Source organism: Geomonas propionica (assembly GCF_016458235.1).
GTDB lineage: Bacteria > Desulfobacterota > Desulfuromonadia > Geobacterales > Geobacteraceae > Geomonas > Geomonas propionica.
In genome coordinates this window covers 221,824-240,217 of record NZ_JAEMHK010000008.1, presented here as the reverse complement: position 1 = coordinate 240,217, position 18,394 = coordinate 221,824, and the positions used below count along the sequence as shown (strand labels likewise).

Here is an 18,394-nt window from a genome sequence, read left to right as displayed (position 1 = left end):
GGAAAGAACCGCGTCTGGCGCCTGATGCGTGAAAATGATCTGCGAGTGAAGACTAAGCGGCGATTCAAAGTCACCACGAACTCGGATCATAAACGGCCTGTCGCGCCAAACCTTTTACAGCGCCAGTTCTCGGCTCCAGCCCCTAACCGGGTATGGACCGGAGATATCACCTATATCGAGACTGCTCAGGGCTGGTTGTACCTGGCAGTGGTGCTAGATCTGTTCTCCTGCCGGATCGTTGGCTGGAGCATGAGCGATCGAATGACAGATGACCTAGTCGTAACGGCTTTTGCCAATGCAACGGTGAAGCGCCGACCACAAGGTGGTTTTGTTTTCCATAGCGATCGTGGTTCTCAGTACTGCAGTAAGCGCTTCCGAGCCACGGTAAACAAAGCTGGCGGAGTGCAAAGCATGAGTGGCACCGGATGCTGCTACGACAACGCAGTGACGGAAACGTTCTTCTCAACGCTGAAAAGAGAACTGGTCTACCACTGTTCCTTTAAGACTCGGCAGGAAGCGCAGAGCCGGATTTTTCGCTACATCGAAGGTTTTTACAATCGCAAGAGGCTTCATTCTGCCATCGGCTACTGCTCCCCAGAAGAGTTCGAGCAACTGGAGTTGAGGTTGGCAGCATAAGGGTTTCTAACGTGTCCTCCATTGTGAAGACAGGTCACCCTAAACCGCTGATTTTTCTTAGCCGCAGAGGTGGATTTTGTGCCAATTGGGAGAATGAGCAGTTTTCTGCTCATCCTCCCACCCAGACACAAGCACGATGAACCGCAATATATAAAAATATTCTATAACTGTAAAGGCGAAGCTTGTACGTGACGTGACTTGAGAGCTACAAGACGTGGTGGGGCAGGGGAGAGGGGTAGAAAGGAACCTTCGTCTTAAGATCTGGCCTATGGTGGCGCAGACTGTCTCAGGGCAGCAGAGGGACGCCCATGAAATCAGCCGATTAGCGTTAATCTTCAGCAAGACGTAACCACCGCTCAGTTCGTTTACCGGTTCTTACGCCTGCAAAGAGAAGGCATGAGGACATTGATTTCAGGTAAAAACGCCTGTTGAAACGATACTGGATCTCAGCGAGGTAACGCTTTATGTACTTGCTAAAATCAAAAGAATGATAGGTGCCGTCAATAGAATTCTTTACGTTACTAAGGACCGTATTAACACAGTAGAAACAACCTAGTGCTGTGCTTTTTCGTTCTTTGCCAACTACTTCAAAAGAATACGTGCATCTTGATGCTACTACAGCTCTAAAAGAGGATAAACCGTCGGTTATTACCGTTGTGGACTCTGACAATGATGCACAAGCCCATTTTGCAATCTCTGTTAAGTTTAGAGCCTTTACTGGCGAGAAAACGGCGCGCTTAGGATGCCCTTGGGAGTTCGTTTCGACGGCTGCGATAAAAGGTATTTTGTTCTCTGATCCCCGACCGCCTTTACCTTCATGACGGCCGCCCAGGTACGCATCATCTACCTCGACACGGCCGGAAAGAACAGTTGCAGCTTCTCTCTCCCACATTACCTGCATCAGCTTGTGCTTCATGCGCCAGGCTGAGCGGTAGCAGATACAAAGAAGACGTGTTAGCTCCAATGCGGATACGTTGTTTTTTGTTTGTGTCAGGAAGTACATTGCCTGAAACCAGATTGTCAGAGGCAGCTTTGACGAGTGAAAAATCGTCCCGCTGGTTATTGTAGTCTGGCGATGACAATCCTTGCACTGGAAGGTCTTTACCTTGCGATGTCACACTACACTGAAACCTGAGCTACTATCGCAAGCTGGGCATGCAAATCCCTCTGGCCATCGCATCTGCTCAAGTGCGGTTACGCATTGCTCTTCAGTACCAAAATCGCGAAGGAAATCCGGCAAGCTAAGGCCCTTCTGAAACTGGATCCGATTCTGCGCCATGTGTGACTCCTTGTGGGTTGATCATTCATGGCGATCCTATTGCGATGGTGCGACAGAAAACGTCTTAAAAAGCATGCTGCTGAAGATTAGCGCTAATCGGCTAAAATCATGGGCGTCCCTATGTCCCGCATGGGCGTCCCTATGTCCCGGGGGAATAAAGGGACGCAAACGCCTGTCCCGCCAGAGTAGCCCGACTTTCCCGGCTTTGATATCATGAGGCAGTTTGGAGTATGATGACCAAACAGGTGATACGAAATAAGGGGAGTGTGGGTTATGGCGGTTGGTTGGTCTCGTGATGGAGCGGTGCAGGAGCAGATCGATGCCACGGTGGAATCGGCAGTCGAATTGGCTAAAAGCCGGCTGCCCAAAGGGGAAAGCTCGACTCATTGCGAGGAATGCGAGGTCGTGATTCCTGAAGCGCGTCGCAAGGCAATGCCGGGAGTCCGGCTTTGTGTTGCATGCCAATCGGAACTCGAAAAGAGACTAAAGACCTTGTCGCCCTACAACCGGAGAGGTAGCAAAGATAGTCAATTGAAGTAAGTGAGGGGAGGGCAAGGGGGCAAGGGGACGCGTATAAGATTATAAGTTTATCCTGCTGAATCTAATAAACTTAGAGTATCAGAGGGTCAGGCTTGCGAAGTTGCAAGCTCTGATGGTTTAGCAGTTAAGTCTGCGACACTGCAAGCCTGACCCGGAATTGATCTATGGGGATCAGGTCACTAAGATATCGAGGGTACCTTCCCAAAGACCATGGAGGTTACAGTGCTGTTTCGCCACTAGGGTCACCTTCCCAGTCGGCGCGGCTTCTTTGGGGACCACAACGGTGAAGGCAACTTTTGGTACCAGGTACCCCCGGGGCTGCAGGTCCACTCTCCCCGCCGGCTCGTTGCCAAGGCTGAGATCGATAAAGCCTATCCAGTGGGCCGGTGTCATGCCGTGGAGCGTTTCCCCTACCGATACTTCCACGGTGAAAGGCTTGCCGGCCGTTACTGAGGTGGGAGCGGTAATGACAGGTGCATGGCTTCTCTCAAGCGGAGTCTTTTTAGTTGGGTCCTTCACCCTGTTGATTGTCTCGAAGAGCTTCATGTCCACTTGGTCCGGGAAATAGCGCTCTGCTGCCGCAACCGTTCCAGCGAAACCTGCGACAAGGGATCCGGCAACTGTGGTTTTTAGAAATGCCCGCCTGTTCATCTTGAACCTCCTCATGGCATTGCCACCTGTCTGTTACCTCTGTAACTCATCTGAGTCTAATTGCTGGTCGAGACAAGTCAACAGGAGACTGCTCGAACAGCAATGCGAAACGCGCTGTGTAGGGATACTGACTGAGCCTACCAAAACAAAAAGAGCCATCCGGTTTATGCCAGAGGGCTCTTTTGCTTTGTCTATAGTTGGCTTGTTTGAAACCTCGATTAGCTTTCCATCGTGGTTTCTGACATTCTGAGTGTTTTCACCAACAGATTGTGGAGGCTGTCCACCGCTTCGTCTCCCTGTGAAGCCTGACTTCGATAGACCGAAACCTCCATCGGCTGCAACGGCCCCAAGCCATGGTCGCTGCCTAGGATCTCCAAGTGGGGCGGTGCGCTGCACTGGGTCAATGCGGCGACGGCAAGGCCGCTTTCAACTGCTGCGATCTGTCCTGCCAGACTGGAGCTGTTGTAGACGACTCGATAGCGGCGCCCCTGCAGGCCAAGCGAGTTTATTGCACTGCGTCTGGCAAGGCTGGCGCTCTCGTAGACGGCTATGGGTAACGGGTCGCGCCTCCAGGTCTGGAATTGTGGTGATCCTACCCAGACCATCGGCTCGTAGAACAACAAGGTGCCGTGCCTTGGGTGATCCCTTGATACCAGTGCTAGATCTATTTCGCCGCGTTCCACCAGGGGGATCAGGGCCGTGGATTGCTCGCAGTTCAGCTCGATTTCCACGGAACCGTAGTGCGAGGCGAAGCGTTTGAGTACGGGGGTCAGGTACTTGGCCGCATAGTCGTCCGGAACGCCAAGGCGAATACGGCCGGTGAGTTCTTCACCTTGAAAGGCTGCCTGAGTCTCGGCATGCAGATCGAGCATCCTGCGGGCATAACCCAGCAAACGCTGACCTTCCGCCGTAAGCTGGTGCTGACGCGGTCCTCGCATCAGAAGCTGACACCCCAAGGCCGACTCCAGCTTTTTTAACTGCATACTCACCGCTGACTGGGATCGGCACAACTCCGGCGCGGCGGAGGATAACGATCCTGAATCGACAACGGCTACGAAACACTTCAGCCAGTCAATCTGGAGATCCTGCAAAGCCATTTGGTCCCTCCTTGTATTCGATTTTCGAATGTCATATAGCAATTATATTTGCTTTTATCAAGTTTCGCCCTGAGATATAGTCCCGGTGAAGATTTTAGGGGACGGAGGAGCAAGGGATGAGAGAAAGCGATACGAAGTTGCATCACCTTGACGCCCGATTAATTTGGGCCGGCTACAGGGAGATGATTCCCCTCTCGATATTCGTTAGCGCCTTTGGAGCTGCGTTTGGCTTGGCTGCTATACAGGCAGGGTTGAGCGGTTCGTCGATTATAGCCATGAGCACGCTGGTCTTCGCCGGGGCCGCGCAGTTTGCGGCACTGAAGTTGTGGGGGGCGCAGGTACCGTTCTTCACCATCATGATTACTGTGTTCGCCGTCAACGCACGACATCTTCTGATGGGATCCTCGCTCTATCCTTGGCTGCGTCACCTGTCACGACCCAAACGGTATGGGGTGATGGTCGTCGCTTCTGATGCCAATTGGGCGATGTCGATGCGGTCGTTCAGCGTGGGGGAGCCCGGGTTAGGACTCCTATTCGGTGGCGGCGTAGCCCTGTGGTCCTTCTGGGTGCTGGGCACCTGGTTGGGAGTCTACTTTGGCAACGCTGTCCGAGATCCCAAGGCTCTTGGCCTGGACATGGTCATGGGATGTTTTTTGCTCGCCATGGTCGTGCGGGGTGAAAAGAGCTTGAGAATGTCGGCTGCTTGGGCGGTAGCGGCTTTCGCGTCATTACTGGCTTACTGGTATCTGCCGGAGAATAGCCACGTAATCGTAGGAGCGTTGGCCGGCGGCATCACCGGAATCTTCTGGAAGGAGCAAGGCGATGAGCGTTGAAACGGCGGGCATGGGAACGCTGGTCATCGTGCTGGGCATGTCGGTAGTGACTCTGGCGACCCGGTGGGGCGGGGTATATGTCATGTCTTTCGTGCCGGTCAGCAAGGTGAAGCAATTCATCAACGCCATGTCCGGTTCGGTACTGATCGCGGTTTTGACGCCGCTGGCCGTTACCGGGGACCATGCAGCCAAGGCGGCTTTGCTGACTACTGCATTTGTAATGCTTCTACTCAAAAAGCCTCTCCCCGCAATCGCCGCCGGTGTAACGGCTGCAGCAATTCTCCGACAGATGTGACGATGTGACGCATTCCGTCAATATGTGACGTATTTCGTTGGGATATGACATATTTCGTTCAAATGTGACGCATTTCGCTGGGATGTGACACATTTCGTTCAAATATGACGTATTTCGCTGGGATGTGACACATTTCTTTCAAATATGACGTATTTCGTTGGGATGTGACACATTTCTTTCAAATATGACGTATTTCGTTGGGATGTGATAACATTTCGTTCAAATGTGACGTATTTCGCTCAAATGTAACGTATTTCGCTCAAATGTAACGTATTTCGCTCAAATGTAACGTATTTCGTCGGGATGTGATGTATTTCGTTCAAATGTGACGTATTTCGCTGGGATGGGACGTATTTCGTTCAAATGTGCCGGATTTGATTTGAATGCGACGGATTTCAGCGGGAGGTGACGTGACCAATTGGAAAGACGCACGATTCGCTAAGTGTGGACGATGTGCATGAGCCTACGCGGTGGGATAAACACCTGGTGGAAGACGACGGAGGATTTCAAGGCGGGAATCCCCCTGGCTTGCACCAGGGGGATAACAGGGGATCTGCTAAACTGGTGGCAAGACCACCATGTTCGACCAAGGGCCTAGCGTGTTGCCTCGCTTGCCTCTGATTTTCAGGTAGTTCGTCTTTGTCCGGTTCAGCCCGGCGAGGGAGATCCCCTGGCAGTTGCTGGACCATTCAAAAAAATTCCAGTTGCTCTCAATGCCCGGTTCTTCCTCGCAGAACCATAGGTCATACCCTCTCGCACCTGGCAATTTGCTTACCGAGCAGTGTGGACGGCCGTTTTTGTCGTATTGCACTTTTAGATCCTTGGCGGCTGTCAGCGCGGGAGAGTTTGTAGAGGCTTTATGTTTGGCAGCCCCGAACTTTTGCTGTACCGTCGGGTCGATTGGGCTCACAGCTTTGCTGACGCCGTGCACGACCGACCACGCCTTGTTCAACTCGTCACGAGCATCCTCGCACTCCTTGACCATCGCAGGATCACCTTTAAAAAACCCAGTAACGCTATCCTCGAACCGCTTGTGTAATTCGGCGTACCTTTCGGGAGTCGGGATGAGGGAGATCATGTACGCGTATAGATCAGGGGTCAAGATCTGGCGCGTCTCCTCTGACTTCGTGATCATATCCGGATGGGGAAGGTTGTTGTGCGGCATCGGCAGCCTCCTTTTCGAAAAGGATGTAGTGTTAGAACGCATTAACCTTATCATCCTTTCGCCACTTGGCAACACCATCAGGAGTTATGCTATCAATGCACGCTGCCGGCTTGGAAGGTTCGGCGCCATTCGGTCGGGGTGACGTTGAACCTTGATCTAAAGTGCTGACGGAACGAGGCGGCGGATTGAAAACCGACCAGCTCGGCCACGCTCTCTATGGAGTGACTGGTGGTCTCCAGGAGTTCCTGGCTCCTCTGCAGGCGCTCGCTCATGAGCCAAGCGCCGACAGACCTGCCGGTTGCCTTCTGGAAGTGGCGCGTGAAGGTACGGCGGTTCATCAGGCTGTAGTCGGCCAGTTCGTCCAGGCTGTGCGCTTTGTTCAGGTTGTTTCTCAGGTAGTCGAGCAGGTTGTTGATGTTGGCGTCGCGGGTGGAAACGGGAACAGACTGCTCGATGAATTGAGCCTGCCCGCCTTCTCGGTGCGGGGGGATAACCATGCGCCGGGCAACCTTGTTGGCGATGGCCCGGCCATGCTCTCTGTGCACCAGGTAGAGGCAGCAGTCGAGGCCCGCCGCGGTTCCCGCCGAGGTCACCAACCGGTCGTCTTCTACATATAATGCGTTGGTGTCCAAGTGGACTCTCGGGAAGCGGGTGACAAAGTCCTGCTCGAATTCCCAGTGCGTGCCCGCCTTACGACCATCCAACAAACCCGCGTAGGCGAGAACGTAGGTGCCCAGGCAGAGCCCCACCACCAGCGCGCCACGCCTGTGCGCGGCGACCAGGACGTCGAGCAGTTCCTGGTTTGGCTTTTCAGCGGGGTCACGCCAGTAGGGGACGATGACGATGTCGGCCTGCGCCAGTTCTTCCAATCCAAAGCTGGTATCGATGCTGAATCCCTGGCGGGAGCGTTTTTCGCCCGGCTCTCCAGCGCATATCTTGAGATCGAAGAGCTTGTGACCAGGCAACACGTCGCCAAAGACGATGCACGGCACCGAAAAATGAAAGGGGCTGAAGTGGTTGAAGGCGACGACTGCGACAGACGGGACCGGCATGTAAACCTCTCTTTCTGCTTCTCCGTGCCTCGCTCCGGTTCGTCACAGCTCGCAGGGCTCCCCATCCTCAGGCACCAGTACTCGCCGCATCATGCCATTTTCGTTCAGGAAGTCACGCAATTCTTTGCGGGACAACATCGCGTGGTTCATCGCCTCCATGTGGCTGGCAATAACGGTCGCATCGGGCATCGTCTGGCAGACCTCCATGACGTCCCGCTTACCCATGATGATAGAGCCGCAGCCGATGATCTGGGCGTCGCCGCAGTTCACAACGATCACCTCGGGCGCGTACTTCTGCAGCGTTTCTGCAACTTGTTGGTTCCAGATGGTATCTCCGGCCAGGTAGAGTGTTTTCTCGTCCGGATGCCGTAACACCACCCCGCACACCTCTCCCAGTCGGTCACCTAACTTCACCATGGTCTCGTCGCTGCCGTGTTGGCCCGGTGTCTTGGTCAGGGTGATTCCTCCGAAATGACTTTCCTCCGTGAGAACCGTCACCTGCTGGAAACCCGCCGCCCGGAACCCGGCCGCATCTTTGTCGTGCTGCGCGAAGATCGGCAAATGCTTCGGTAGCAGCTTTGCGGCGGCTTCGTCCCAGTGATCGAGATGGGTATGAGTGACGATGATTGCGTCAACCTCGCACAAGGTCTCGACAGGGACCGGCAGATCCACCAGCGGGTTGCGCAGGTGAGAGTTGACAGTCCCCGCAAACGGGGGGTAGGCACCCTTGTCGGCTAGGACCGGATCGATCAGAAACCTATTCCCTGCATACTCGATTATGGATGTGGCGTTGCGCAGTTGCATGAACCTCATGGCTTCCCCTCCTTCAGTTGATGGCCGCATTATTGCCTATTGCGCTGCTGTTGGCGAGTGTCCCGCAGGACATTTTACGCATGATGCGGGACATTGGGCGATCGGTGGAACAAAGAGCAAATCCCCCCTGTCCCCCCTTCGCAAAGGGGGGAACTCTTTGCCAGATGTACTGGTAGTGGCTAACACTCCACGCTATCCGAAATTCCGCAATGAACCTTCACTCAGGGGAAGGGGAGGTCGCGCCTTGCGTCGTTTCTTGACAAGACTCCCCTGATCAGCAAAATTAAACATCTTCTAATTCTTGTATGGGGTTACCATGGACAACCTTCTCGCCGCCCGCGCCCTGATGGGCGTTTCTTTCGTATTTCATATCATCTACGCCACTTTGGGAATAGGGCTGCCGCTCTTGTTGATGCTCGCCGAGGGGCTCGCGCTGAAAACCGGTGATGAAAGCTGGCACCGGATCGCCAGACGCTGGGTCCTGCCGGCCGGGGTGGTGTTCGCCATAGGGGCCGTTTCCGGTACCATCCTCTCCTTTGAACTCGGGCTGCTATGGCCGCGCTTCATGGCCTTCAGCGGGGCGATGATCGGCCTCGCCTTCTCCATGGAAGGCTTCGCCTTCTTCACCGAGGCGATCTTTCTGTCCCTATACTTTTACGGCGAACGACGGCTTTCCAGGCGTGCTCTTTTCCTTTGCACCATACCCCTCACCCTCGCTGCTGCTATTTCCGCCATCTTCGTGATCAGTGCCAACGGCTGGATGAACACCCCGGACGGCTTCCGGATCGTCAACGGGGCACCCTCGGATGTGCTGCCGCTGCGGGCCTTTGCCAACGCCGCGTGGCCCCACGAGGCGCTGCACGGAACACTCGCCGCCTATGTCGCCACTTCTTTTGCCGTTGCCGGCTACTACGCCGCTCTGGTCTTAAAGGGGAGGAATGTGGCGGAGTCGAAAAAGGCGCTCGTGTTGTCGCTCTCGGTTGCTGCGGTGGCGGCGCCTCTCATGCTGGTAACGGGTGACTGGGCGGCAGACTCGGTGGCCAAATTCCAGAAGGCGAAACTGGCCGCGATGGAGGCGCACTTCAAAACTTCCGCCGCAGCTCCACTGGTGATAGGGGGGTGGCCCGATCCCGCTACCGGAAAGGTGCGTTACGCGGTGCGCATCCCCAAGCTCTTGAGCGTACTCGCCGCGGATGACCCCAACGCCGTGGTGCAGGGGCTCGATGCCTTCCCGCAAGGGACCACGCCCGACCCAAGGCTGGTGCACCCATTCTTCGACCTGATGGTCGGCTCCTTCTTTGTCATGGCAATCGGCCTTGGCTGGTTCTGGTGGCTGCGCTGGCGGCAAAAGGCGGTGCCCGATCAGCCGCGGCTGCTGAAATACCTCATCTTCGCCTCGCCCTTCGGTATCATCGCGCTGGAGAGCGGCTGGCTGGTAACCGAGTTCGGCCGGCAGCCCTGGGTGGTGCAGGGGTACCTGCGCACTTCGCAGGCGGTGACTCCCAACGGCGGGATGGTTACGGTCTTTACCACCTTCGTCATTGTCTACCTATGTCTCACCGCGGGGATGCTGAAACTGTTACTGCGTCACCAGGGGCGCCACACCGGGGAGGTGCGCCATGTTTGACCCGGTATCGCTCGCCGCGCTGGTGGCCGCCCTGGGGCTGGTGCTCTACGCGCTGTTCGGCGGCGCCGACTTCGGCGGAGGCATCTGGACTGCACTGGCGTTCGGCCCCCGCGCACGGGAACAGAGGGAGGCGCTTTTCAACGCCATAGGACCGGTCTGGGAAACGAACCATGTCTGGCTCATCTTCGTGGTGGTGACGCTTTTCACGGCTTTTCCCACCGGCTTTGCCGCATTGTTCATCGCACTTATGACCCCGCTGGTGGTCGCCCTGGTCGGTATCAACTTCAGGGGCGCCGCTTACGCTTTCCGGCACTACGGCAGGGCATCCGGCAGGGAAGTTCCCTTCAGCGCCCGGGTTTTTGAAATCGCCAGCGTGCTCACCCCCTTTGCCCTGGGCATGGCGGTTTCGGCGACTGCGGCTGGCACTATTACCATCGACAACGACGTGGTCGCCACCGGAACCGGCGTCTGGCTCAACCCTTTCACCGTCATGGGTGGGGTCGTGGGAATCTGTATCTGTGCCTGCCTCGCTCCGGTGTACATGACGGTGCGGGTGAGGGGGGCGCTCCAGGAAGATTTCCGAAACGCAGCGATAGCCGCCGGCGTGGCCCTCGGCGTGGTGACTGCGGCCATGATCCCGCTGGCCTTGCAGACGGCCCCCGAGTTCTCCCACAGGCTGCTTGGGTCCTGGCCCATGCTCTGCGTCGTCCTGGCGGTACTCGCCGGTGTTGCCACGCAACTGCTGCTTTTGTTAAGACGCTACCGCCTGGCACAGATGACGACCGGGGCAACGGTCGTTCTTACCCTGGCCGGATTCGCAGCCGCGCTCCATCCCGATCTCATCATACAGGAGATGCCCCTGCACGCGGCCGCCGCTCCACGCAGCACCCTGATCGCCTACCTCGCCGTGCTTCCCATAGGGGCCGTGATCCTGGTGCCCTCGCTCTGGTTTCTGTATTGGACTTTCCGCGGCGAACCAGCACCGGAAATCCCTCCTGAGGGGAAAGAACCCTAATTAGTGAAAAAATGTGAAAAAATTAACATTATGCTATTCTGGTTTAGGCGATGAGCCCAAAACTACGACCAAAGGAGTGCAGCTATGAAAAGGATAATACTCATCGTAAGTATGCTCTTGTCTGCATCGCTCTCCGGGTGTGCATCCCGTGAAGGGAGTGCGGTTGGTGGCGCCTTAGGTGGCGCGGCGGTAGGCGTCGGGGCTTATGATCCGGCAGATGCAGCAGGTGGAGGATGATTACAAGGCCGGCAGGATCAACAGGAGGGAATACGAGATTCGCAAGAGCCAGATCGAGAAAGGGTCTATTTTCCAGAAGTAGCCTTTCCACCAAGAGTATGTTCACGCAGAGCCGCCCAAAAAAGGGGCGGCTTTTTGTTTGCGAGATCAAACTTTTCACCCGTCGTATACAAACAATTATGGCATCCGGAACCGAAAAATAGTAAAGTTGCTGGTCTTGTCACTCGACCAGGTTCAGAGGCGCCGTGATACCTTTCCATTGCGAAACAGTTCTGCAGACGACGACTGACAGGGTATGGGATCTCCTATCCGATTTTTCCCTGTACCCGCAGTGGAACCCCCTGTTCCCAAAGGTCACCGGACCCGGGACGGTGGGAGACCGCCACGAACTCGTGGTTCATCTTCCGGGCATCGACCCCTTCACCGTACCGGCGACCCTCGAGCACAAGGCGGAAGGGGTACTCACCTGGCGCAGTACTTTCCTCGGGCGTCCGCTGCTGGTCTGGACTTTTACCTGTCGTATCGAGCCGGTGAGCCCAGAGCGCTTGAAGGTCCGGCTCAATTGGGAGTTTGGCGGCGTGCTTGCCCCGCTGTTCCGTTTTGCCCTGGGCAGACCGGTGCAAGAGGGGATGGAGCAGCTGAACCAGGCGCTGGGGCGCTGGGGCGAAAAGGGGAACGTGCGCTGCATGCGGTGCTGACCACTGCCGATCAAGTTTATTTCCAGGAGGAAGCGATGAATGAATGTTGCAACGCGGACCATCATGCGTCCGTCTTGAACCTGCCGCCGGTACAGGGACGCTGGCCCGGCTCCTGTTTTGTCTGCTCGGAGGGGCACCCCCACGGACTGGGGCTTCGCTTCCACCATACCGCCGACGGCGTCGCCTGCCTGACCACCGTTCCCGCCAGCTACTGCGGTTTCGACGGCATGGTGCACGGCGGGATCATCTCCGCGCTCATGGACGAGGCTGCGGCCTACGCGCTGTTCGCCTGCCACGGCAGGCTCGGGGTGACGCGGGAGATCACCGTCCGCTTCCTGAAGCCGGTCGCCACCGGCACCGAGATCAAGGTGGTGGGGCAGGTGCTGAAGTTCGATCCGCCTGAGGCGGAGGTGGTCATGGCCATTTACGACGCCGGCGGCCAGCGTCTCGCCGAGGGGCGCACCCTGTGGTCCTTCCCGCGCCTGTCCCGCATCGCGTCCCTGGCCGGTGTCGAAGAAGGCGTGCTGCAGACGTTCCTGGATGACTGCCAAAAAGTTTAACCATCGCTTCAACGAGGAGGCTCTAGATGAGTGATTTGCTGATTCCCCGCACCCCGTCCGCTTACGACTACCCGCTGCTGATCAAGAACATGCTGCTCTACCCGGTGGTTGATAACCCGGACCAGGAGATCGTCTACCGCGACCACTACCGGGGCAACTACCGTCAGCTCCGGGAGCGGGTAGGGCGTGCGGCCAACATGCTGACCAGCCTCGGGGTCCGTCCCGGGCAGACGGTCGCGGTGATGGACTGGGACAGCCATCGCTACCTGGAGCTCTTCTTCGCCGTCCCCATGATCGGCGCCGTGCTGCACACCATCAACGTGCGCCTGTCTCCGGAGCAGATCCTCTACACCATCGACCACGCCGAGGACGACGTGCTGCTGGTGAATGCGGAGTTCCTCCCCATCCTGGAGCAGATCCGCGGCAGGATCGACAACGTGCGCACCTACATCCTGATCAGCGACGAGCAGGCACAGGATGACGACACCGTCCCCTTCGCCGGTGAGTACGAGACGCTCCTGGCCAACTCCTCGCCGCAGTTCGATTTCCCCGACCTGGACGAGAACACCCGCGCCACCACGTTCTACACCACCGGCACCACCGGGATGCCCAAGGGGGTCTATTTCAGCCACCGCCAGCTCGTGCTGCACACCATGGCGCTCATGGTCACCCTGGGCACCGCCACCGCGCACGGCTGCCTGCACCGCGACGACGTCTACATGCCCATCACGCCGATGTTCCATGTCCACGCCTGGGGCGTCCCCTACATCGCCACCATGCTGGGGCTGAAGCAGGTCTACCCGGGGCGCTACCTTCCGGAAACGCTGCTCGAATTGAAGGAGAGGGAAGGGGTCACCTTCTCGCACTGCGTGCCGACCATCCTGCACATGCTCCTGAAGCACCCCCACGCTGCGCGCATGAATCTCAAGGGCTGGAAGCTCATCATCGGCGGCGCCGCCCTGTCGCGCAACCTCTGCGTCGAGGCGCTGAAAGCGGGGATGGACGTCTTCACCGGTTACGGCATGTCCGAGACCTGCCCCATCCTTACCATCTCGCAACTGACGCCCGAGATGCTGGAACTCTCCCCCGAGGAGCAGGCGGAAATCCGCTGCAAGACGGGGCTTACCCTGCCGTTGGTGGACCTGCGCGTGGTCGACGCGGACCTGAAAGAACTTCCCCGCGACGGCGCCAGCGCCGGCAACGTGGTGGTCCGCTCTCCCTGGCTCACCCAAGGGTATCTCAAGGATCACAAGGCCTCCGAGCGTCTCTGGGTGGGAGGATATCTGCACACCGGCGACGTCGCCGTGCGCGACGAGTTGGGCTACCTGCGCATCACCGACCGTAGCAAGGATGTCATCAAGGTGGCAGGTGAGTGGGTTTCCTCGCTGGAATTGGAGGACATCATCGCGCACCACCCCGCAGTCGCCGAGGTGGCCGTAATCGGCAGGGCCGACGAGAAATGGGGCGAGCGCCCGCTGGCCCTCGTTGTCCCCAAACCCTCCGTCAAGATAGCCGAGAAGGACATCTCCCACCACGTCAGGCAGTACGCCGACAAGGGGGTGGTCAGTAAGCAGGTGGTGCTCGTTAAGGTGAAGTTCGTTGACGCCATTGACAAGACCAGCGTGGGCAAGATCAACAAGGTCGCTCTCAGGGAGAAGTATCTCTCTTAGAGGTTCAGTACCGATACGCATGGCACCGGGGCCGTCCATACTGGATCAGGCCCCGGTTGCTTTGTCTCAGCCGATTCGCGCAGCTCTCCTTGCCTAGCAACCTCCCTGTATGGTATCGTTTGCGACCACCAGCGATTGCTAAAACTATCCCTCCGCACGACAAAGGTTGATCATGCCGCCAGCTAAGAAGAAAGTCTTCGAGATGAACCCCCTGGAAATCGAGGTTGCCATCGCCTCGCTGCACTCGACGGGCGATTACCAGGTGCTGCGCCGCCTGAACCTGGCGCGGGACACGCGGCTCGGGCGCCCCGGTCCCCGTCACGCCAAGGTCGCGCTTTGCCTCGACACCGAGACCACGGGCCTCAACCACAAGCAGGACAAGGTGATCGAACTGGGCATTGTCGCCTTCGAGTTCGACCCCGACAGCGGCGAGATCTTCCGGATCACGGACCGCTATTCCGGCTTCGAGGATCCCGGCTTCGCCATCCCCCCCGAGGTTCAGGAGATAACCGGCATCTGCGATGACATGGTGCGCGGCCAGGCTTTCGACGACGCCTTCGTTAACGCACTGGCAGATAAATCCGACCTGGTCATCGCGCACAACGCTGCTTTTGACCGCAAATTCGTAGAAACCCGCTTCCCCTCCTTCGTAAAACTCCCGTGGGCCTGCACCGTGTGCCAGGTGGACTGGAGCGCCGAGCGGCTTTCCTCACGTACCCTGGAATTCCTCCTGTTCAAGACCGGTTCCCTCACCATCAACGCGCACCGCGCGCTGGATGATGCCGAAGGGGGGCTGGGGCTGTTGCTGGAGCGACTGCCGGTGAGCGGTGCGCCGATCTTCCTGGAGCTTCTGAAGCGGGCCCATGAGGTCACTTCGCGCATTTATGCCGTGTCCGCGCCGTATGACAAGAAGGATGTCCTCAAGGAGCGTGGCTATCGCTGGAGCGACGGGACGCAAGGGGGGAGCAAGGCTTGGTGGCGCGATGTGCCGGCACACGAGGAGCCGGAAGAACTCGCCTACCTGGCGCGGGAGATCTATCCGCGCGGCAACACGAGCGCGGTCCAGATCATGCGCTGCGACGCGTACGCCAGGTTCTCGGTGCGGGAATAAGACCTAATGCGCCTCACGCAAAGCCGCAAAGCCGCAAAGCCGCGAAGAAAAGTGAACCTGGCGAAAAACCAGGCAAAAGGCTTCAAGGCTTTGTTAACGCAAAGACGCAAAGACGCTAAGAAAACCTTTTGGGGGGAGAAGCAAAGGCTTTAATCCTCACCATGCTCTTTGCGTCTCTGCGGCTTTGCGTTACTCAAGAAGTAAAGTATCTGGCTTAATGGTTTTGCAGTTCCGTTAGTCTTGGCTTTGCGGCTTAGCGACTTGGCGTCTTTGCGTTGAAGCTTTTAAAACCGATTGGATACGGAGATGACATGAGCATCGACAAGGCTGAGATACTGATCGTCGGGGCGGGCATTATCGGGCTCACCATCGCACGGGAATTGGTGCGGACCGGACACGGCGACATCGTGATCATCGAGAAGGAAGCGGAACTCGGCGTGCACGCCTCCGGCCGCAACTCGGGTGTGCTGCACGCCGGCATCTACTATTCACCGGACAGCCTGAAGGCGAAATCCTGCCTGAACGGCAACTTCCTGATGCGGGCCTACTGCAAGGAGAAGGGACTGCCGCTGCTGGAAAACGGCAAGGTGATCGTGACGCGCACGGAGGCCGAACTGCCGGTCCTGGACGAATTGTTCCGGCGCGCCACGGCCAACGGCGCCAAGGTGGACATGATCGACGAGCACCAACTCGCCGCCATCGAGCCCAACGCCCGCACGGTGCAACGGGCGCTCTTCTCGCACTACACCGCGGTGGTCGACCCGAAGGCCGTGCTGAAGAGCCTGAAAAAGGACCTGGAAGAGAGCGGCAAGGTCAGCTTCGTGATGGGGTGCCGGATGACCGGCCTCAAGGGGAGCGGCGTCGCTCTCACCACCAAGGGCGAGATCGGCTTTAACAGGTTCGTCAACGCGGCCGGGGCATACTGCAACAAGGTGGCGGCTTTCTTCGGCGTGGGGCAAAACTACCGGCTGATCCCCTTCAAGGGGGTGTACCGGCTTCTTAAAAAGGACGCGCCGTACACGGTCAATTCGAGCATCTATCCGGTCCCGGACATCCGCAACCCGTTTCTCGGGGTCCATTTCACCCGCAGCGTGCACGGCGACGTCTACCTGGGCCCCACCGCCATCCCCGCTTTCGGCAGGGAGAATTACGGCATCGTTAAGGGTATCGACGCCGAGGGCCTTTCCATCGCTTTCCAGGACCTGGTGCTGTTCTTGACCAACAAGCCCTTCCGCAACGTGGCGCTCACCGAGCCCGCCAAGTACATCCCCTCCGTCTTCTTCAAGGATGCCGCGCGCCTGGTCAAGGAACTCTCGCCGCAGGACGTGGTCGCCGCCTCCAAAGTGGGGATCCGGCCGCAGCTCGTGGACTGGGACACCAAGCAGCTGGTGATGGACTTCCTGGTGGTGGCGGACGGGCCGACGGTCCACGTGCTGAATCCGATCTCTCCCGCCTTCACCTCGTCGATGGACCTCGCCCAGGGGATCGTGGCACAGCACTTTTAGTAAAGGCAAGGACAGGCAAGAACCCAAAAAGCAGTTACGCGAAGTACGCGGAGTATCCGCAAAGAACGCAAAAGAGAGGCTTTTAGGGGAGTAACCCTTCAGCCTCTCTCGGTGCGCTTCGCGAATGCCTTGCGTTTTCTGCGTAACTGCTTTTGTCTTTTCAGGCCGACTGGGCCTTGAGGCGCTTGTTGAGGGTCTGGCGACCCATGCCGAGGATCTTGCCGGCCAACCCCTGGTTCCCCTTGGCCATCTTCATCGCCTCGGCGATCATGTACTGCTCGACCTCGTCGATGGTGGGAAAGTGCCCGAAGATGTCGCACAGCGCGTTGCCGCAACCGCTCGTGCCCGCGCCCGCGGCAACCTGCTGTGCGGGACGCTGGTCGCCTATCACAGCCTTGAAGGTGTCCATGGAAAGGACGCCCGAGGTGTGCCGCAGTACGGCATCGGAGACTAGGGCCTCGAATTCCCTCACATTACCCGGAAAAGGGTACAGGGTGAGCATCACGGCCAGCTCCGGCGGAGGGGTGGGCTTCTTCTTGCCCAGGCGCGCGGCCGCCTTCTCCAGGAAGTGGTCCAAAAGAAGCGGGATGTCGTCCAGGCGTTCACGCAGGGGAGGGAGGTGCACCCGGTGGCCGCAGAGCCGGTAGTACAGGTCGTTTCTGAACTTGCCCTGCTTGATCATCTCCTGCAGGTCACGGTTGGTGGCCAGCACGATACGGGCGTCGCTTTTCTTGATGAAGTCGGATCCGACCGGGTAGTACTCCTGTTCCTGCAACAGCCTGAGCAGCTTGATCTGCGACATCTCGTTCAGGTCGCCGATCTCGTCGAGAAAGAGCGTGCCGCCGGCGGCGCGGGTGATCAGGCCGTCGCGGTTCTGCTCGGCGCCGGTGAAGGCCCCCTTGCGGTGGCCGAACAGGGTGTCGGAGAACATGTTGTCGTCCAGCCCCGCCACGTTGAGCGCCACGTAGTCGCCGCTGCAGCCGCTCAGGTCGTGGATGGCGCGGGCGATCAGCTCCTTGCCGGTACCGGTCTCGCCGGTGATGGTGACCGGCTGCCGCGTCGCGGCGATCACCTCGAGGTACTGGAAAACCGCCCGCATCGCCTTGTTGCCGGTGACGATCCCGTCGAAGCTCTCCGGGTGGTCCAGGCGGTCGGTGAACATGTAGGTTTTCAACGCCGACAGCTCGTTGGCGAGGCTGCGCATCTCCATCGCCTTTTTCACCGAGGTGAGCAGGCGCTTCACGTCGATGGGCTTCACCATGTAGTCGTAGGCGCCTTCCTTCATGCAGTTCACCACCGTCTCCACCTCGTTGTTGGCGGTCGAGACGATCACCTTGATCTGCGGATGCTGCTTCACGATCTGGGGCAGCAGTTCCACGCCGGTGATGTTGGGCATGCGCAGGTCGAGCACGATGACGTCGACTTCCTCCCGCTCAAGAAGCGAAAGCACCAGGCGGCTGTCGCTTTCGGTAAGGACGTCGTGCCACCCGGCGTTGTTCAGGCAGGCGCGACATCCTTCGAGGATCAGTTCCTCGTCGTCGACCAGCAAAATCCGTTGTGAGTGCATGTTCATCGCGTTCACTTATGAGACCTCCTGCTAACTGTAAGAA

At 58.0% G+C, this 18,394-nt stretch carries 17 protein-coding genes and 1 pseudogene; 11 read left to right on the top strand and 7 right to left on the bottom strand.

Translation table 11 applies throughout. The features are described 5' to 3' along the window. On the top strand, positions 1-636 hold a 636-nt coding region (locus tag JFN90_RS12570), incomplete at its 5' end, for an IS3 family transposase (protein ID WP_199395458.1). A gap of 328 nt (positions 637-964) precedes the next feature. Here JFN90_RS12570 and JFN90_RS12565 read toward each other — a convergent pair. After that, positions 965-1,915 (bottom strand): annotated as a pseudogene (locus JFN90_RS12565) (IS1595 family transposase). A 273-nt stretch (positions 1,916-2,188) separates the two neighbouring features. Between JFN90_RS12565 and JFN90_RS12560 the strand changes: the two are divergent. Further along, positions 2,189-2,455 carry a DksA/TraR family C4-type zinc finger protein gene (locus JFN90_RS12560; RefSeq protein WP_199395457.1) on the top strand — a complete coding sequence of 89 codons (267 nt, stop codon included), beginning with the start codon at positions 2,189-2,191 and terminating at the stop codon, positions 2,453-2,455. 171 nt (positions 2,456-2,626) lie between these two features. Here the strand turns inward: JFN90_RS12560 and JFN90_RS12555 are convergent, their stop codons facing one another. After that, the gene (locus JFN90_RS12555) at positions 2,627-3,121 is read right to left on the bottom strand and encodes a class II SORL domain-containing protein (protein WP_236018978.1); all 495 of its coding nucleotides are present in this window, start codon (positions 3,119-3,121) and stop codon (positions 2,627-2,629) included. A gap of 203 nt (positions 3,122-3,324) precedes the next feature. Beyond that, a complete protein-coding gene (locus JFN90_RS12550; protein WP_199395456.1) occupies positions 3,325-4,203 on the bottom strand; it encodes a LysR family transcriptional regulator in 879 nt (292 codons plus the stop codon). A 116-nt stretch (positions 4,204-4,319) separates the two neighbouring features. On the opposite strand from JFN90_RS12550, the gene JFN90_RS12545 reads away from it, so the two are divergent. Together JFN90_RS12545 and JFN90_RS12540 are read left to right on the top strand one after the other, a co-directional pair. Next, positions 4,320-5,036, top strand: coding sequence for an AzlC family ABC transporter permease (locus tag JFN90_RS12545; RefSeq protein ID WP_199395455.1), 717 nt, complete (start codon positions 4,320-4,322; stop codon positions 5,034-5,036). Beyond that, the gene (locus tag JFN90_RS12540; protein ID WP_199395454.1) at positions 5,026-5,331 is read left to right on the top strand and encodes an AzlD family protein; all 306 of its coding nucleotides are present in this window, start codon (positions 5,026-5,028) and stop codon (positions 5,329-5,331) included. The genes JFN90_RS12545 and JFN90_RS12540 overlap by 11 nt, the downstream gene beginning before the upstream one ends. 556 nt (positions 5,332-5,887) lie before the next feature. On the opposite strand, the gene JFN90_RS12535 is transcribed toward JFN90_RS12540, so the two are convergent. The 3 genes from JFN90_RS12535 to JFN90_RS12525 form a co-directional block, all read right to left on the bottom strand. Then, a complete protein-coding gene (locus JFN90_RS12535) occupies positions 5,888-6,496 on the bottom strand; it encodes a hypothetical protein (protein WP_199395453.1) in 609 nt (202 codons plus the stop codon). Between the two features lie 92 nt (positions 6,497-6,588). Next, on the bottom strand, positions 6,589-7,548 hold the full coding sequence (locus JFN90_RS12530; protein WP_199395452.1) for a GlxA family transcriptional regulator: 960 nt from the start codon (positions 7,546-7,548) through the stop codon (positions 6,589-6,591). Positions 7,549-7,590: 42 nt separating this feature from the next. After that, positions 7,591-8,361: an MBL fold metallo-hydrolase gene (locus tag JFN90_RS12525; protein WP_199395451.1), complete on the bottom strand. Its 771-nt coding sequence runs from the start codon at positions 8,359-8,361 to the stop codon at positions 7,591-7,593. 316 nt (positions 8,362-8,677) lie between these two features. Here JFN90_RS12525 and JFN90_RS12520 point away from each other — a divergent pair, with 316 nt between their 5' ends. From JFN90_RS12520 to lhgO, 7 genes are all read left to right on the top strand, one after another. Next, positions 8,678-9,988 (top strand): cytochrome ubiquinol oxidase subunit I, encoded by a 1,311-nt coding sequence (locus tag JFN90_RS12520; protein ID WP_199395450.1) that lies wholly within the window; start codon positions 8,678-8,680, stop codon positions 9,986-9,988. Then, positions 9,981-11,003, top strand: coding sequence for a cytochrome d ubiquinol oxidase subunit II (locus JFN90_RS12515; protein WP_199395449.1), 1,023 nt, complete (start codon positions 9,981-9,983; stop codon positions 11,001-11,003). The genes JFN90_RS12520 and JFN90_RS12515 overlap by 8 nt, the downstream gene beginning before the upstream one ends. A 482-nt stretch (positions 11,004-11,485) precedes the next feature. Beyond that, on the top strand, positions 11,486-11,938 hold the full coding sequence (locus JFN90_RS12505) for an SRPBCC domain-containing protein (RefSeq protein ID WP_199395448.1): 453 nt from the start codon (positions 11,486-11,488) through the stop codon (positions 11,936-11,938). 35 nt (positions 11,939-11,973) lie between these two features. Next, positions 11,974-12,498: a PaaI family thioesterase gene (locus JFN90_RS12500; protein WP_199395447.1), complete on the top strand. Its 525-nt coding sequence runs from the start codon at positions 11,974-11,976 to the stop codon at positions 12,496-12,498. A gap of 26 nt (positions 12,499-12,524) precedes the next feature. Beyond that, positions 12,525-14,168, top strand: a complete 1,644-nt coding sequence (locus tag JFN90_RS12495; RefSeq protein ID WP_199395446.1) for a fatty acid--CoA ligase — start codon at positions 12,525-12,527, stop codon at positions 14,166-14,168. A gap of 172 nt (positions 14,169-14,340) precedes the next feature. After that, positions 14,341-15,279, top strand: coding sequence for a 3'-5' exonuclease (locus tag JFN90_RS12490; protein WP_199395445.1), 939 nt, complete (start codon positions 14,341-14,343; stop codon positions 15,277-15,279). 311 nt (positions 15,280-15,590) lie between these two features. Beyond that, positions 15,591-16,784, top strand: coding sequence for an L-2-hydroxyglutarate oxidase (lhgO, locus tag JFN90_RS12485; protein WP_199395444.1), 1,194 nt, complete (start codon positions 15,591-15,593; stop codon positions 16,782-16,784). Positions 16,785-16,944: 160 nt separating this feature from the next. Here lhgO and JFN90_RS12480 read toward each other — a convergent pair whose 3' ends face one another. Beyond that, a complete protein-coding gene (locus JFN90_RS12480; RefSeq protein WP_236018987.1) occupies positions 16,945-18,357 on the bottom strand; it encodes a sigma-54-dependent transcriptional regulator in 1,413 nt (470 codons plus the stop codon). Between the last annotated feature and the right edge of the window lie 37 nt (positions 18,358-18,394).

Bases quoted from the DNA above. Each gene is read 5' to 3' on its own strand.
- JFN90_RS12515 (WP_199395449.1), top strand. From the start codon at position 9,981: ATGTTTGACCCGGTATCGCTCGCCGCGCTGGTGGCCGCCCTGGGGCTG.
- JFN90_RS12530 (WP_199395452.1), bottom strand. From the start codon at position 7,548: ATGCCGGTCCCGTCTGTCGCAGTCGTCGCCTTCAACCACTTCAGCCCC.
- JFN90_RS12545 (WP_199395455.1), top strand. From the start codon at position 4,320: ATGAGAGAAAGCGATACGAAGTTGCATCACCTTGACGCCCGATTAATT.
- JFN90_RS12500 (WP_199395447.1), top strand. From the start codon at position 11,974: ATGAATGAATGTTGCAACGCGGACCATCATGCGTCCGTCTTGAACCTG.
- JFN90_RS12540 (WP_199395454.1), top strand. From the start codon at position 5,026: ATGAGCGTTGAAACGGCGGGCATGGGAACGCTGGTCATCGTGCTGGGC.
- JFN90_RS12550 (WP_199395456.1), bottom strand. From the start codon at position 4,203: ATGGCTTTGCAGGATCTCCAGATTGACTGGCTGAAGTGTTTCGTAGCC.
- JFN90_RS12525 (WP_199395451.1), bottom strand. From the start codon at position 8,361: ATGAGGTTCATGCAACTGCGCAACGCCACATCCATAATCGAGTATGCA.
- JFN90_RS12490 (WP_199395445.1), top strand. From the start codon at position 14,341: ATGCCGCCAGCTAAGAAGAAAGTCTTCGAGATGAACCCCCTGGAAATC.
- JFN90_RS12495 (WP_199395446.1), top strand. From the start codon at position 12,525: ATGAGTGATTTGCTGATTCCCCGCACCCCGTCCGCTTACGACTACCCG.
- JFN90_RS12535 (WP_199395453.1), bottom strand. From the start codon at position 6,496: ATGCCGCACAACAACCTTCCCCATCCGGATATGATCACGAAGTCAGAG.
- JFN90_RS12480 (WP_236018987.1), bottom strand. From the start codon at position 18,357: ATGAACATGCACTCACAACGGATTTTGCTGGTCGACGACGAGGAACTG.
- JFN90_RS12560 (WP_199395457.1), top strand. From the start codon at position 2,189: ATGGCGGTTGGTTGGTCTCGTGATGGAGCGGTGCAGGAGCAGATCGAT.
- lhgO (WP_199395444.1), top strand. From the start codon at position 15,591: ATGAGCATCGACAAGGCTGAGATACTGATCGTCGGGGCGGGCATTATC.
- JFN90_RS12555 (WP_236018978.1), bottom strand. From the start codon at position 3,121: ATGAGGAGGTTCAAGATGAACAGGCGGGCATTTCTAAAAACCACAGTT.
- JFN90_RS12520 (WP_199395450.1), top strand. From the start codon at position 8,678: ATGGACAACCTTCTCGCCGCCCGCGCCCTGATGGGCGTTTCTTTCGTA.